Raw genomic sequence first — 13845 nt, 5'->3', positions numbered from 1 at the left:
CCCTGCGCAGTGGGGCTCGTCGTGTTTCGGGGGCTCGTCAGAATTGAAGAAGGTCCGCACCGTAGATTCATCGTGTACACACCCCTCCCGCGAGCCTCCCCGCCCCGCGGCCTGGGCGCCGTCGAGGGGCTCGACCGGGAAGAGGCCCTCCTCACCGGCGAGAACGACCCCGTCCCGACGCACGCGGGAGACGCCGTGCTCTCGGGCTCGGCCGTCGTCGCGGGCACGGGAGTGGTGCTCGCCATCGTCGTGGCCGTGCGCCTCAGTCGTTGACGCGGCGGGCTCCGATGACCAGAGTGATCCCAGGACAGCGCGCCAGCGCGCCGCCCGGCCCGTCCAAGAGGGTCGGCGCGGTCCCGACACATGAAGGAGACCACCCATGCGCCTCATCACCCTGGGCCTCGGCGCCGCACTCGGCTACCTGCTCGGCTCCGCCGAGGGCCGCAAGAACCTCGAGAAGATGACCCAGAACGCCCAGAAGCTCTGGAACGACCCCAAGACCCAGGAGAAGGTCGGCCAGGTCCAGGAGACCGCCCAGCAGAAGTTCGCTGAGGTGAAGAAGTCCGATCCGGTGCAGAAGGCCACGACGAAGGTGGAGGATGCCATGCAGGGCAACGACAAGAAGAACGACGTCCGCGAAGATCGCGTGACCGAGTCCAACAACGACAACATCACCTCGGCGGCCCGCCACGGTGCCGAGCCGGACACCATCTCGGACCCGTCCACCCCGCTGGGTGACGAGGGTCCGCTGACGCGCTGACCCGCGCAGACACGGCGGCCCGCCTCCCCGAGGGGAGGCGGGCCGCCGTCGCCGTGGGCCGGGTCAGCCGTCCTGCTTCAGGACCTCGTCGGCCGGCGGGGCCTGCACCGGATCCACCCCGCCCATCTCGGAGAGGGTCACCACGGCCTTCGTGCCGGCGGACTCGGTCTCCACGGTGAGCAGGCGGCCGTCCTCCTTGGACACCGTGAACGCGGTCAGCTCCACGCCCTCCTGCGGGCCCGAGACGGGCTCGTCCAGCACGTAGCGGATCGCATCCTGACCGCTGCGGCGGATGCCGTCCGCGTCCGCCTCGACGTCGTCCAGGCCGCCCGACTCCGGCAGGGAGCCCAGCAGCGAGCTCACCATCGCGCCCATGCCGGTGGCGCTGGGATCGCTCTCGTACGGGGTGGCGGTCCAGCGCTCCGCATAGGCGGGGCGGTCCTCACCGCTCGTGCCGGCGCGCTCCACCGTGAACCGGGAGTACGCGGTGCCGTCCACGATCCGGGACTCGTCCCGGGTGATCAGGCCGTCGTCCTGGTACACGGACACGTACCGCATGGACGAGCCGTCCACGGGACCGGAGATGTCCACCGAGTCCGGGACCGCGCGCCCGTTGCTCGGGGCCTCGGACCGCAGCTCGGTGACCATGCGGACGGAGTCGGCCTCCTCGAGCTGGGTGCGGGCACGGTCCCAGGCGCCGGGGGCGTCGTCGCCCGAGGCGCAGCCGGTCAGCAGCAGGGCGGCCGCCCCGAGGGCGGCGAGGGACAGGCCGCGTCGGGTGCGGCGGGTCTGGGTCTGGCGCTGCCTCACTCGGCCACCTCCTCCGGCGCCTCGGCCGGCTCGATCTGGTTCCAGTCGCTCAGGGCGTACTGCTGGGTGGCCCGGCCGTCGTCGACGGTGAGCGCGACCAGCTCGCCGTCGTCGTCCACCGTGAAGGAGTGCACCCGGGTGGCGTCGCCCTCGACCATTGCGGCGTCGGCGACCTCCTCGGGCACGGCGTAGCGGTAGGCCGTGCCGCCGTCCCAGTCGACCTCCTCGGCGCGCACCTGGGCGCCGTCGAGGGCGTCCGCCGCGGGGAGGCCCACCTGGTCGAGGAGGGACTTCAGGGGCGGCTCCTGCCCCTCGCCGGCCGAGGCCCGGCGCCACTGTGGGTCGGAGTACATCATCTGGACGTCGTCCGGGACGTCGGACCCGTCCACGTCGACCCGCACGAAGACGTCCTCGCCGACCTGGCGGGACTCCATGGTGATGTGCGAGTCGCGGCCGACCTGCATGACGCCTTTCGACTCGGCGTCGCCGCCGTCGAGCCGGCCGGCGATGTCCCAGCGGACCGACTGCGGGCCCTGACGGCCGGTGGTGTAGGCGGTCTCGAGTCGGACGGTCTCGGCCTCGTCCAACTGGGTGCGGGCCTGATGCCAGGCCTCCCCCGCCGACTGCGGCTCGGATGCGCACCCGGCCAGGGCCAGGGCGCCCACGACGCCGAGCCCGGCCGCGCGGACGGCACGTCTGCGCTGCATGTTCTCCTCCTGGGGCTGCTGCCGGCCGAGGCAGGGCGCCGCGGCCACTGGCGTCACCCTACCGGCGGCGCAGGGCGAAGGATGCGCCGTGGTGGTTCTGCGGCAGGTGGTCGCCGCGGCCGAAGAGCTTGTGGCGCAGCGTGCCGTCCGTGTACGCGGTCTTGTAGCGGCCGAGCTTCTGCAGCTCCGGCACCACGAACTCCACGACGTCCTCGAAGGTGCCCGGGGTGATGTGGTAGGCGAGGTTGAAGCCGTCCACGTCGGTCTCGTCGGCCCACTCGACGAGCTGGCGGGCCGCGGACTCGCCGCCGCCCACGATCACGGGGCCGAAGCCGCCGATGCCCACCCACTCGGCGAGCTTGCGCACGGTCCACTCCTCGTCCGTGCCGGAGGCCTTCTGGAAGGTCTCCACGGTGGACTGGATGGCGTTCGACTTCACGTCCCCGATCGGCTCGTCCAGGTCGTACTGGGACAGGTCGATGCCCATCCAGCCGGACATGAGCACGAGGCCGCCCAGCGGGTCCACGTACTGCGCCAGGTCGTCGTACTTGGCTCGCGCGTCCTCGTCGGTGGCCCCGGTGACGACCGTCTGCATCGCGAAGATCTTCACGTCGTACGGGTCACGGCCGGCGTCCACCAGGGCCTGGCGGATCTTCTTCACGGTGGCGGCCGCCAGCTCCTTCGTGGGGGAGTTGATGAACACGGCCTCGGCGTGCTTGCCGGCGAAGGCGCGGCCGCGCGTCGAGGCGCCGGCCTGGTAGATCACGGGGGTGCGCTGCACGGACGGCTCGGTGACGGCGTGGCCGGGCACGGTGAAGTACCGGCCCTGGTGGGCGATGTCGTGGACCTTGGCCGGGTCCGCGAACACGCCGGACTCCTTGTCGTAGACGACGGCGTCGTCCTCCCACGAGCCCTCGAGGAGCTTGTAGACGACGTCGAGGTACTCGTCGGCGTGCTCGTAGCGCTCGTCGTGCTCCATCTGGTCGTCCTGGCCCATGTTCTGGGCGGCGGAGGGCAGGTAGCCGGTGACCACGTTCCAGCCCACGCGGCCGCCCGTGAGGTGGTCGAGCGTGGCGAGGCGGCGGGCGAACGGGTAGGGGTGCTCGTAGGCGGTGCCGGCGGTGACGCCGAAGCCGAGGTGCTCGGTGACCGCGGCCATCGCGGAGACGAGCAGGAACGGGTCGTTCACGGGGGTCTGCGCGCCGGTCCTGATGGCGGCCTCGGAGGTGCCGCCGTACACGGAGTACGGGCCGAGGACGTCGGCGATGAACAGGCCGTCGAACAGGCCCTTCTCCAGCGTCTGCGCCAGGTGCGTCCAGTAGCCCAGGGTGTTGTAGTCCCGGGCGTGGTCGTCGGGGTGACGCCAGAGACCCGGGGACTGGTGGGCGACGCAGTTCATGTCGAATGCGTTGAAGAGGATCTCGCGGTGCTCGTCCGGGCGGGTGGGTGCTCCGGCCCCGGCGTTCTCGGCGGTGCTCATGGGTCTCCTTTCCAGGGCCGCCCGGTCGCAGGGGCGCGGCCGGGCGGGCGACGGTTCCGCACCATGCAACGCCGACGCGGCCGGCGGTGGAAGCCGGTCCGGCCCAGGGGTTCATGACGGCCCCGCCGGGCCCGGCCACGCGTGCGGCGCCCGGTTCGTGACATGCCCTGACCGTGACGGAGGACACGTCCGCGGGTGGCGGCCCTGCGGCAGCCCAGCGGCACCCCAGCGCTGAGCCAGTGACGTCCCAGCGCTGAGCCAGTGACACCCCAGCGCTGAGCCAGAGAAATCTGCTGCCTCCACCCTACGGAGACGACCGAAACGTCTGGCTCGGCGCTGGCTCGGCGCCGGCTCGGCGCGGGATCGGCGCGGGGCCCGGCGCCCCCGGTGTGACGCCCGTGTGACCCTCCGGCGCCGGCGGCCGGGCGACCGCGCGGCCGACCGGGCCCGCGGTGGTCTACTGGCATCCGTATCCGTCCGACACCGACGACGAAGCGACGATGGGAGCCCTCCATGAGCGTGCACGCGCCTTCCCGTGCCACCGCCTCCACCCCGGTCCGGGACGAGGACCGCCACAGCCTCGACGTCGTCTTCCGCGGCGTCGGGCGCACGTTCCCCACCGCGGACGGACCACGCGTCGTCCTGCGCGACGTGGACCTGACCGTGGCGCCCGGCGAGGTGCTCGCCGTGATCGGCGCCTCCGGCTGCGGCAAGTCCACGCTGCTGCGCGCCGTGGCCGGCCTGGACCCGGACTTCGACGGAGAGCTGCTGATCGACGGCTCGCCCGTGCGACCCTACGACGAGCGCACCGCCGTCGGCTTCCAGGAGCCGCGCCTGCTGCCCTGGCGCACCCTGCGCCGCAACGTGGAACTCGGCCTGCCCCGGGAGCTGGACCGCGCCGCGGGCCGGGACCGCGTGCAGGAGCTGCTCGAGCTCGTGGGCCTCGCGCCCTTCGCGGAGCACCGCCCCCGGGAGGTCTCCGGCGGCATGGCCCAGCGGGCCTCGCTCGCCCGCGCCCTGGCGCGCCGCCCCGGCGTGCTGCTGCTCGACGAGCCCTTCGGCGCCCTCGACGCCCTGACGCGCCTGAAGATGCAGGACCTGCTGCTGGACGTGCACGCCGCCACCGGCACCACCGTCCTGCTCATCACCCATGACGTGGAGGAGGCCCTGCAGCTCGCCGACCGCGTGCTGCTGCTCGCCCGTGACGTCCCCGCGCCCGACGGCGGGGCCCGCCCCGGAGCGACCGTGGGGCGGATCGTGGACGTGCCGGGGGCCCGTCCCCGCGACCGCGCGGACGTCCGCCTGGCCCGGCTGCGCGCCGAGCTCCTCGAGGGCCTCGGCGTCGAGAGCCACGCCCGATGAGCGGCGCCGGCTCCGCACGCCTGACCCGTCGCACGGCGCTCGGCCTGCTGGCCGCGTCCCTGCCCCTGGGCCTGAGCGGATGCGTCCTGCAGGGTGAGGCGACGACCGGGCCGGTGAACGGTCCGGACACGCTGAGCATCGACTACGCCACCTACAACCCGCTCTCCCTCGTGATCCGCCACCAGGGATGGCTGGAGGAGACGCTCGCGCCCCGCGGCGTCCGGGTGAACTGGGTGTTCTCCGCCGGCTCCAACAAGGCCAACGAGCTCCTGCGCTCGAATTCCGTGGACATCGGGTCGACGGCCGGCTCGGCCGCGCTGCTGAACCGGGCCAACGGAGCCCCCACGCGCATCGTGGGCGTCGCCTCGCGACCGGAGTGGTCCGCGCTCATGGTCCCGCCCGGCTCGGACATCACGGACGTCGCCCAGCTCGCGGGCCGCACGGTGGCCGCCACGCGCGGGACGGACCCGTACTTCTTCGCCGTGCAGGCGCTCGAGGCCGCCGGGGTGGACCCGGCCGACGTCGAGATCCAGAACCTGCAGCACGCCGACGGCCGCGCCGCCCTCGCCGGCGGATCGGTGGCCGCGTGGTCCGGGCTCGACCCGATCATGGCGAAGGCCGAGGCCGAGGGCGCCCGCTTCCTGTACCGGGACCTCGCCCTGAACACGTTCTCCGTCCTCAACGCCACGGAGTCCTTCCTCGAGGAGGACCCGGAGACCGCCCAGACCGTCCTGGACACGTACGAACGCGCCCGCGCCTGGGCGCTCGAGCACCCGGACGAGACCGTCGGGATCCTGGCCGAGGCCGCGAAGATCTCTCCCGACGTCGCCCGCACCGTGATCCTCGAACGCACCAACGCGGACGTCAGCCCCGTGCCGGGCCAGGAGCTGCTCGACGCCCTGACGGGGGTCGGACGGATCCTGGTCGGCACCGGGTCCGTCGACTACCAGCACCAGGTGGACGCCGCGCTGGCGAGCATCCTGGACACCCGTTTCGCCGAGGAGGCCATCCGATGAGCACCGCCCTGACCACCCCCGCCGCGACGACGGGCCCCGAGGCGCGCGAGCGGTCGGGTCACGACGACGGCGACACAGGGGCGCGCCGACGGCAGCGGCCCCGGGTGCTGGACCGGCCCGGCGCCCGGGCGGTGGTGGGGCTGGCCGCGCCCGCTGTCCTCCTGATGCTGTGGTGGGCGGTGACGGCCGCCGGGCTGCTCTCCGCGGTGCAGCTGCCCTCCCCCGGCGCGGTGCTGAGCGCCGGCGTCAACCTGCTGGAGCGGGGCGACCTGTGGCTGCACGTGGGGATCTCCACCCAGCGCGTGCTGCTGGGCTTCCTGCTCGGCGCCGCACTCGGGCTGGCCGTGGGGTCCGCGCTCGGGCTGTCCCGGTGGGCGGACGCGCTGTTCGCCCCGCTGATCGGGGCGCTGCGCGCGGTGCCCTCGCTGGCCTGGGTGCCGCTGCTGATCCTGTGGATGCAGATCGGCGAGGAGTCCAAGGTCACCCTCATCGCGATCGGCGCGTTCTTCCCGGTGTTCACCACCGTCTACGCCGCCCTGCGCCATGTGGACCCGCACCTGGTGGAGGCCGGTCGGGCCTTCGGCTACCACGGGCTGTCCCTGCTGCGGACGGTGCAGCTGCCCGCCGTGGTGCCGGCCGTGTTCTCCGGCCTGCGGCTGGCCCTGGCCCAGGCCTGGCTGTTCCTGGTGGCCGCGGAGCTGATCGCCTCCTCGATGGGCCTGGGCTTCCTGCTCACCGACTCGCAGAACAACGGACGCACGGACCGCCTGATCCTGGCGATCATCCTGCTCGCCGTGCTCGGCAAGCTCACCGACTGGCTGCTCGGCCTGCTGGAGCGCCGGGCCCTGCGCCGCTGGGCCTGAGCCCGGCACGTCCGGCCGCCCGGTCGTCGGGTCAGTCCCCCTCGGGGACCTCGCCGGCCGACGTGTAGGCGGTCGGCGGGGTGCCGTTCACGAGCCAGTCGCCGGCCATGCGCACCTTGAACGCCGCCGGGTCGTGGGTGGCGAGGGTGCGGGCGTTGCGCCAGTGCCGGTCGAGGCGCAGCGTGGCCGACGTCGCCGACGCGCCGAGCGTGTCGAAGATGCGGGTGCACACCTCGAGGACGGCCTCCGGCACCACGGCCTGGGCCCGGTACGCGGCCGCCATCGCCTCGGCGGACGCCGCCGCGACGTCGGCCTCCGCCGGGCCGGCCCCGTGGGCGCCGTCCTCCCCCTCGTCGAGCAGACGCCCGACCTCGCGCACCATCAGCTCGGCCGCGGCCTGCCGCCCGGCCAGCTGCCCCATGATCTCGAGGAGCTGGGGGTCGTCCTTGGGCAGCGCGGCCGTGCCGGTGTTGAAGGTGCGGCGCCGCTGCCGCAGCAGCTGCGTGCCCTCCGTGAGCGCCGCCCGGCCGATCCCGGCCTGCAGCGCCAGCAGGGTCGCCTCCATGAGCACGGGCACGGGCCCGTCCTGCCGCGGCACCTCGAGCAGCTCCTCGGCCGCGGCGTCGTCGAGCACCACGGACCCGGTGGCGGTCAGGCGCTGGCCGAACCCGTCCCAGTCGTCCTTGATGCCCACGCGCGGCTGACGCACGCGCACGACGGCGACGGCTCGGTCCGGCTCGCGGACCGCACCCCCGGCCCGCTTCGAGTTCCGGCGCGAGACGAGGTCCGCCCCCTCGATGCCCACGGTCGCGGCGGTCCACGTGGCGAACGCCGAGCCGGTCGCGTAGTACTTCTGCCCCCGCACGACCCAGGTGCCGCCCTCGTCCCGGCTGGCCAGGGTGGCGGCACGGCCCGGCGCGGCCCCGCCGGCGCGTTCGGCCAGCGCGGAGCCGGCCCAGTCCCCCGCCACGATGTGCCGCAGCCACCGCTCCCGGCGGGCGGGCGCCTGGTCCATGGCCGTGGCGATGAACACGAGGTGGGAGCGCCAGACGTGCGCGGTGTTCACATCCCGGGCGGCCAGGTCCATGAGCAGGCGCAGCACGGTCTCGCTGCCGCCGCCCTCGCCGCCCGCGTCCACGGGGACGCCGACCTTGCCGAACCCGGCGGCCTGCAGCTCCCCGAGGGCGGCGAACGGCAGGTGCCGGCCCGCCTCGCGGGCCCGCTCGCCGTGGGCGACGGAGTCGAAGGCGTCGGCGTACCGGGCGGCGAGGGTGGCGTAGGTGGTCATGGACCTACTCTGACACGCGCGGGCGGCCCGGCGGCCGGGACGCCCCGGCCGTGGGACGGGGTCCACACCGGCCGCCGTCGCCCTGGCCCGCGCCGGGCGCGCGCGGGGATCCGGCGGGCCGAGCATGACCGCCGGTGACGACGGCGGGCGCGGCGTCGTCGTCGGCGTCCCTACCCTGGTCGGACCCGCCGACCAGGAGGAACCGCCGCCCATGACGCCCACCGAGGACCCCGCCCGCCCCGACCCGGCCGAGGAGGGCGCCTCCGGGGCCGTCCGCGGACCGAACGACGGCGTGCCCGCCGCGGCCCTCGCCACGCTGCCCGGCCCCCTCCCGCAGGCGCTCGTCGACGCCGCCGACCCGGACGTCCACCCCGGCCGCCCGGCGGACCGGCTGCACGGCGGGCGCGGCGACGGCCGCCCGGTGGCCGAGTCGGACCGGCTCGCGTTCTGGGAGGCGGCCGGCCGACGTCTGAGCTGGGAGCGGCCCTTCACCCGGACGCGCTCCCTCACCGCCCCGGACCCGGCCGCCGAGCGCGGCCCGGAGATCCGCTGGTACGAGGACGGCACCCTGAACGTGGCCGTGAACTGCGTGGACCGGCACGTGGCGGCGGGGCGCGGGGAGAAGGTCGCCCTGTACTTCGAGGGCGAGCCCGGCGACCGCCGCGCCGTCACCTACGCACAGCTGCAGCGCGAGGTCGCCCAGGCCGCGAACGCCCTCGAGGAGCTGGGCATCGAGGCGGGCGACCGCGTCGTCGTGTACCTGCCCGTGCTCGTCGAGACGATCGTCATCACGCTGGCGTGCGCGCGGATCGGCGCCGTGCACTCGCTCGTGTTCGGTGGGTTCTCGGCGGAGGCGCTGCGGTTCCGCGTCGAGGACACGGGCGCCAAGCTGCTCGTCACCACCGACGGCCAGTTCCGCCGCGGTGCCGCCGTCCCCGTGAAGGCCAACGCGGACGAGGCCGTGTCCGGGGACAACGCGATCGAGCACGTCCTCGTCCTGGACCGCACGGGCCACCGGGACATCCCGTGGACCGAGGGCCGGGACCTGTGGTGGCACGACGTCGTGGACCGCCAGCCGGACACCCACACCCCGCGCGCCTTCGACGCGGAGCACCCGCTGTTCATCATGTACACCTCCGGCACCACGGGACAGCCCAAGGGGCTCGTGCACACCTCCGGCGGGTACCTCGCCGCGGCCTCGTGGACGCACGACTTCCTGTTCTCCCACCCGGACCCGGCACGGCGCGACGACGACGTCCACTGGTGCACCGCGGACCTGGCCTGGGTCACCGCGCACACCTACGAGATCTACGGTCCGCTCTCGAACGGGGTCACGCAGGTGATCTACGAGGGCGTGCCGAACGCCCCGCACCCGGGCCGGCACTTCGAGGTGATCGAGCGCTACCGGGTGACGAGCTACTACACGGCGCCCACCCTGATCCGCTCGCTCAAGGGCTGGCATCCGGACGGGATCCCGGCGCACGCGGACGGCGGCCCGGACCTGTCCTCGATCCGCCTGATCGGGACCGTGGGCGAGGCCGTGAACCCGGAGGCCTGGACGTGGGCGCGGACCCAGATCGGCCGGGACACCCCGGACCTGCCGATGGTGGACACGTGGTGGCAGTCCGAGACGGGCGCCACCGTGCTCTCCCCGCGCCCCACGGACACGGCCTTCAAGCCGGGCTGCGGCTCCCGGCCCCTGCCGGGGGTGGACGTGGCCGTGGTCGACGACGACGGCGCCCCCACGCCCGAGGGCCTGCAGGGTCGGATCGTGGTCACCCGCACCTCGCCGTCGATGGCCCGGACCGTGTGGCAGAACCCGGCCCGCTACTTCCACTCGTACTGGGAGGACTACGCGGACCAGGGCGAGGCGGGCTGGTTCCTCGCCGGCGACGGCGCCAAGCGGGACGAGGACGGCGACGTCTGGATCCTCGGGCGCGTGGACGACGTCATCAACATCTCCGGGCACCGGCTGAGCACCATCGAGATCGAGTCCGCCCTCGTGGCGCACCCGGAGGTGATCGAGGCGGGGGTGTGCCCCGTGCCGCACGAGACCACCGGGCACGCCGCCGTCGCCTTCGTCGTGGCGCACGAGGGCTGGCTGGCCGGCGACGACGGCCCCGGCGCCTCCGCCGCCGACCGCGCCGAGGAGCTGCGGCGGCACGTGGGGCGGGTGATCGGGCCGGTGGCCAAGCCCGCCGAGGTGGTCTTCGTCCCCGACGTGCCCAAGACCCGCTCGGGCAAGATCATGCGGCGGCTGCTGACGCAGCTGCACCAGGGCACCGCGCTCGGGGACACCACGAGCCTGCAGAACGAGCCGTGCGTCGGGCAGATCGCCGAGGTGCTCCGGGCCCGCCGCCGCGCTCAGGACGCCGGCACCGGCGCCGTCCGCAGCGCCAGCTCGGCCAGCACCTGAGCGGCCCGCGGCACCACGGCGTCGTCGAACACGGCCTGCGGGGAGTGGTTGACCGGGGCCTCGTCCGGGTCCACGCCCTCCGGGACCGCCCCGAGCAGGACGTAGGCGCCGGGCACCCGCTGGAGGACCTCGGAGAAGTCCTCGCTGCCGGGCTCGGGCTCGGGCAGCTCCCGGTAGGCGTCGGCCCCGTAGAGGTCCTCCACGGTCCGGCGGACGAAGGCCACCGCGTCCGCGTCGTTGGCCGTCACCGGGAACGCGCAGTCCGTCCGGACCTGTGCGCTCATGCCGTGCGCCGCGGCGATCCCGTGCACCATGCGCTCCACGGCCGAGAGCAGCCGGGCTCGGGCGGGCGCGGAGAAGGTCCGCAGGGTGAAGGCGAGGGTGGCGCTGTCCGGGATGATGTTGGCCGCCGTGCCGGCGCTCAGGTGCCCGACGGTCGCGACCACCGGGTCGAAGGCGTCGAACTGCCGGGTGACCACGGACTGCAGCGCCAGCACCATCTCGGCGGCCACGGGCACCGGATCCTGGGCGAGGTGCGGCACGGAGCCGTGCCCGCCTCGACCGTGCACCGTCACCACCAGGTCGTCGCAGCCGGCCTGGATCGCCCCCGGGCGGCTGAGCAGGACGCCGCGCGGGTATGTGCCCGAGGAGACATGGATCGCGTAGGCGGCGTCCACCGACCGCCCGGCCGCCTCCAGCAGCCCCTCCTGGATCATGTGCAGGGCGCCGCCGCCGGTCTCCTCCCCGGGCTGGAACATGGCCACCACGTCGGCGGTGAGCTCCCCGCGACGGCGCACCAGCCAGGCCAGCGCGCCGTAGAGGCCGGCGGTGTGCAGGTCGTGGCCGCAGGCGTGCATGGTGCCCGGCACCGAGGGGGCGTACTCCAGCCCAGTCTCCTCCGTGACGGGCAGGGCGTCCATGTCCCCCCGCAGCAGCACGACCGGCCGCCGGGCCCCCTCCGGCAGCGGGGCCCCGCCGCGCAGCACCACGACGACGGAACTCAGCGCCCGGCCGACGCCCGTCTCCAGCGCGGGGCGGCCGGTGGCGGCATCCTCCCCCGCCTCAGCGCGCAGGGCCTCGAGCCGCTCGAGGACGGCGGCCTGAGTGCGGGGCAGGTGCAGGTCCAGCTCCGGATGCCCGTGGAGGAGGCGGCGGAAGGCGATCGCCTCCCGGGCGATGTCCTCCGGCAGGTCCTGGGCGAGGGCGTTCACGGGCGGAGTGGGGGCGGTGCGGTCCATGAGGACATCATGCCGTGGCGCCCCGCCGGCCCACCTGGATCGCGCAGCGGGTCAGCCGGCCAGCTCCTGCAGCTCGGTCAGGTCGAAGACGTCCTCCGAGGCGGGGGCCTCGGGCGCCTCGACCGCGTTCCACTCGGTGAAGGTGGCGTTCGCGTCCACGTCCTCGTCCTCCGAGTTCACGTCCTCGAGACGGTAGAGGGTCGTGCTCTCCGGGTCGATCAGCATCGTCCGGCCGAACTCGTGGTGCTCCTCGGGCAGCGCGTACTTGAGGTACTTCCTGCCCTCGAGCTCCACCTCCTCGGCCTTCAGGTCCTTGCCGTCGAAGGCGTCCGCGGCGGGCATGTCCTCCTCGAGGTCGGACATGATCTCCTCCAGTGAGATGTCCATCTGCGCGGCCTGATCGGCGCTCGTCTTGATCCAGCGGTCGCCCACGAGGGTGGAGAACATGCCCATCTCCTGGGGCAGGTCGTCACCGTCGGCCTGGAGCTTGAAGAACACGTCGGCGTCCCGGCGCAGGACCTCGATGGCCATGGTGGCCGCCCCCATGTCCATGTTCATGGTGCCCTTGAGGTGGGAGTCGTCGGTGGCGCCGGCGAGGTCCACGTTCGCGGACTGGATGGCGTCCGTGCCCAGGGAGGCGGAGGGCGACGCCGAGGCCGACGCGTCGTCCTTGTCCTCCTCCTTGTCGGCGGCGGTGCCCTCCATCCTCAGGCGCAGGCTCTCGGCATCCACGACCTTCTGGCGGACCTCGGGCCAGCTCTCGTCCAGCGTCGGGTCGGAGGCGCAGCCGGTGAGCAGCAGACCGGAGGCGGCGAGCATGCCGGCGGCGAGGCGTGCGGGCGTCTTCATGGGGACTCCTTCACAGAGGTGCGGACGTGCCGGCGGCCGGGGACCGCCGGACGATGTCCCGTCGACCCTCTCACGCCACCCCTGGCCCGTCATGCCCTAAAGGACAGCGAGGCTGCGGTTGTGCCGATCCTGTGCAGGTCAGCCGCCGGTGGTGCCGTCCTCGAAGATCTGCCCCGCCGGGGTCTGCTTCTCCGCCTGGAACACGTCCTCGGCGCGGCCGTAGGCCCAGTACGCGCTCACCGACAGCTGCCGCCGGTCCACACCGCGCACGTCCGTGAGGTACGCCCGGACGCGCTTGACCTGCTCCCGCTCGCCGTGCACGAACGCGTGCACCCGTCCGTCCCGCCACGCCGCGTCCTCGACGGCGGCGGCGAACCGCGTCGTCTCCGGGGTGAAGGGGCCGCCGCGGTGCAGCCAGCGCACCTCGACGCCGGCCGGCGCGGTCAGGGGCACCTCGTCCCGGGCGTCGGTCACCTCGATCAGCGCGACGCCGGCTGCCGCGGCGTCCGTGGCGGCGAGGTCCTCGAGGGCGGCGGCGATCGCCGGCAGGGCGGCCTCATCACCGGCGAGCAGGTGCCAGTCGGCGGTGGGGTCGTGCCGGTAGGCGCCGCCGGGACCCAGGAACGCGACCTGCTGCCCCACCGGCTCGGACGCCGCCCACGCCCCGGCCAGGCCGCCGTCGTGCCCGAGGGCGGCGCCGTCGTCGTCCGCGCCGTGGACCACGAAGTCGACGTCCATGGTGCGGGCGGCCGCGTCCATGCGACGCACCGTGTAGGTGCGGCGGACCGGCAGCTGCTCCGGGGCGAGGCGCTCGCGGAGGGCGTCCAGGTCGTACGGGGGTTCGAGGCCGAGCGCGGGGTCGGCGAAGAGCAGCTTCACGTAAGGGTCCGTGGCGCCCTTCTCCGCCCAGCGGGCATGGACGGCGTCGAACTGCTCGCCGCCGAGGGTCAGGCGCACGAGGTGCGGGGTGAGCCGACGGGCGGCCACCACGGTGAGGACGGTCTGGGGCCGGGCCATGCGGGCCTCCTGGGGTCGGGGCGGGTTCTGCGCGGGCGC

The 13845-nt window shown here is 74.2% G+C and carries 13 protein-coding genes; 6 read left to right on the top strand and 7 right to left on the bottom strand.

The features are described from left to right. Positions 1-72 precede the first annotated feature (72 nt). Together ABIB16_RS07300 and ABIB16_RS07295 are read left to right on the top strand one after the other, a co-directional pair. Positions 73-273, top strand: a complete 201-nt coding sequence (locus ABIB16_RS07300) for a P-type ATPase actuator domain-containing protein (protein ID WP_036384100.1) — start codon at positions 73-75, stop codon at positions 271-273. Between the two features lie 106 nt (positions 274-379). After that, on the top strand, positions 380-760 hold the full coding sequence (locus tag ABIB16_RS07295; protein ID WP_044658681.1) for a YtxH domain-containing protein: 381 nt from the start codon (positions 380-382) through the stop codon (positions 758-760). Positions 761-823: 63 nt separating this feature from the next. On the opposite strand, the gene ABIB16_RS07290 is transcribed toward ABIB16_RS07295, so the two are convergent. The 3 genes from ABIB16_RS07290 to ABIB16_RS07280 are packed head-to-tail and all read right to left on the bottom strand — an operon-like array spanning position 824 to position 3757. After that, positions 824-1570: a hypothetical protein gene (locus ABIB16_RS07290; protein WP_061867568.1), complete on the bottom strand. Its 747-nt coding sequence runs from the start codon at positions 1568-1570 to the stop codon at positions 824-826. After that, positions 1567-2277: a Tat (twin-arginine translocation) pathway signal sequence gene (locus ABIB16_RS07285; RefSeq protein ID WP_231862101.1), complete on the bottom strand. Its 711-nt coding sequence runs from the start codon at positions 2275-2277 to the stop codon at positions 1567-1569. The genes ABIB16_RS07290 and ABIB16_RS07285 overlap by 4 nt, the downstream gene beginning before the upstream one ends. A 58-nt stretch (positions 2278-2335) precedes the next feature. Beyond that, positions 2336-3757, bottom strand: a complete 1422-nt coding sequence (locus tag ABIB16_RS07280; RefSeq protein ID WP_061867570.1) for an LLM class flavin-dependent oxidoreductase — start codon at positions 3755-3757, stop codon at positions 2336-2338. Between the two features lie 513 nt (positions 3758-4270). Here ABIB16_RS07280 and ABIB16_RS07275 point away from each other — a divergent pair. Genes ABIB16_RS07275 through ABIB16_RS07265 form a run of 3 tightly spaced genes read left to right on the top strand, consistent with a single transcriptional unit; the run spans position 4271 to position 6998 of the window. Then, complete coding sequence (locus ABIB16_RS07275; protein WP_061867571.1) at positions 4271-5119, top strand: ABC transporter ATP-binding protein; 849 nt, start codon at positions 4271-4273, stop codon at positions 5117-5119. After that, on the top strand, positions 5116-6135 hold the full coding sequence (locus ABIB16_RS07270) for an aliphatic sulfonate ABC transporter substrate-binding protein (RefSeq protein ID WP_061867572.1): 1020 nt from the start codon (positions 5116-5118) through the stop codon (positions 6133-6135). Before ABIB16_RS07275 ends, ABIB16_RS07270 begins: the two co-directional genes overlap by 4 nt. Beyond that, positions 6132-6998 (top strand): ABC transporter permease, encoded by an 867-nt coding sequence (locus tag ABIB16_RS07265; RefSeq protein WP_049147884.1) that lies wholly within the window; start codon positions 6132-6134, stop codon positions 6996-6998. Before ABIB16_RS07270 ends, ABIB16_RS07265 begins: the two co-directional genes overlap by 4 nt. A 31-nt stretch (positions 6999-7029) precedes the next feature. Here ABIB16_RS07265 and ABIB16_RS07260 read toward each other — a convergent pair whose 3' ends face one another. Next, positions 7030-8286, bottom strand: coding sequence for an acyl-CoA dehydrogenase family protein (locus ABIB16_RS07260; RefSeq protein WP_061867573.1), 1257 nt, complete (start codon positions 8284-8286; stop codon positions 7030-7032). 211 nt (positions 8287-8497) lie between these two features. Here ABIB16_RS07260 and acs point away from each other — a divergent pair, with 211 nt between their 5' ends. Continuing rightward, positions 8498-10702, top strand: coding sequence for an acetate--CoA ligase (acs, locus tag ABIB16_RS07255; RefSeq protein ID WP_354436182.1), 2205 nt, complete (start codon positions 8498-8500; stop codon positions 10700-10702). Here acs and ABIB16_RS07250 read toward each other — a convergent pair. The 3 genes from ABIB16_RS07250 to ABIB16_RS07240 all read right to left on the bottom strand — a co-directional run bounded on the left by ABIB16_RS07250 (position 10651) and on the right by ABIB16_RS07240 (position 13806). After that, a complete protein-coding gene (locus tag ABIB16_RS07250; RefSeq protein ID WP_237069330.1) occupies positions 10651-11940 on the bottom strand; it encodes a M20 metallopeptidase family protein in 1290 nt (429 codons plus the stop codon). The two genes, acs and ABIB16_RS07250, sit on opposite strands and share 52 nt — an antisense overlap. A gap of 51 nt (positions 11941-11991) precedes the next feature. After that, complete coding sequence (locus ABIB16_RS07245; RefSeq protein ID WP_354436164.1) at positions 11992-12789, bottom strand: hypothetical protein; 798 nt, start codon at positions 12787-12789, stop codon at positions 11992-11994. Between the two features lie 138 nt (positions 12790-12927). Beyond that, the gene (locus ABIB16_RS07240) at positions 12928-13806 is read right to left on the bottom strand and encodes a siderophore-interacting protein (protein ID WP_061867576.1); all 879 of its coding nucleotides are present in this window, start codon (positions 13804-13806) and stop codon (positions 12928-12930) included. Between the last annotated feature and the right edge of the window lie 39 nt (positions 13807-13845).

The sequence above is a fragment of the Micrococcus sp. UYEF5 genome, from assembly GCF_040546065.1.
In the GTDB taxonomy this organism is placed as follows: Bacteria; Actinomycetota; Actinomycetes; order Actinomycetales; family Micrococcaceae; genus Micrococcus; species Micrococcus luteus.
Note: the sequence above shows the minus strand (reverse complement) of the source record. Positions and strands in the feature narration are given on the sequence as shown.

What these genes read in the sequence shown, in the direction of transcription:
- ABIB16_RS07295 (WP_044658681.1), top strand. Translation starts at nt 380, where the DNA reads ATGCGCCTCATCACCCTGGGCCTCGGCGCCGCACTCGGCTACCTGCTC.
- ABIB16_RS07285 (WP_231862101.1), bottom strand. Translation starts at nt 2,277, where the DNA reads ATGCAGCGCAGACGTGCCGTCCGCGCGGCCGGGCTCGGCGTCGTGGGC.
- ABIB16_RS07280 (WP_061867570.1), bottom strand. Translation starts at nt 3,757, where the DNA reads ATGAGCACCGCCGAGAACGCCGGGGCCGGAGCACCCACCCGCCCGGAC.
- ABIB16_RS07275 (WP_061867571.1), top strand. Translation starts at nt 4,271, where the DNA reads ATGAGCGTGCACGCGCCTTCCCGTGCCACCGCCTCCACCCCGGTCCGG.
- ABIB16_RS07270 (WP_061867572.1), top strand. Translation starts at nt 5,116, where the DNA reads ATGAGCGGCGCCGGCTCCGCACGCCTGACCCGTCGCACGGCGCTCGGC.
- ABIB16_RS07265 (WP_049147884.1), top strand. Translation starts at nt 6,132, where the DNA reads ATGAGCACCGCCCTGACCACCCCCGCCGCGACGACGGGCCCCGAGGCG.
- ABIB16_RS07260 (WP_061867573.1), bottom strand. Translation starts at nt 8,286, where the DNA reads ATGACCACCTACGCCACCCTCGCCGCCCGGTACGCCGACGCCTTCGAC.
- acs (WP_354436182.1), top strand. Translation starts at nt 8,498, where the DNA reads ATGACGCCCACCGAGGACCCCGCCCGCCCCGACCCGGCCGAGGAGGGC.
- ABIB16_RS07250 (WP_237069330.1), bottom strand. Translation starts at nt 11,940, where the DNA reads ATGGACCGCACCGCCCCCACTCCGCCCGTGAACGCCCTCGCCCAGGAC.
- ABIB16_RS07245 (WP_354436164.1), bottom strand. Translation starts at nt 12,789, where the DNA reads ATGAAGACGCCCGCACGCCTCGCCGCCGGCATGCTCGCCGCCTCCGGT.
- ABIB16_RS07240 (WP_061867576.1), bottom strand. Translation starts at nt 13,806, where the DNA reads ATGGCCCGGCCCCAGACCGTCCTCACCGTGGTGGCCGCCCGTCGGCTC.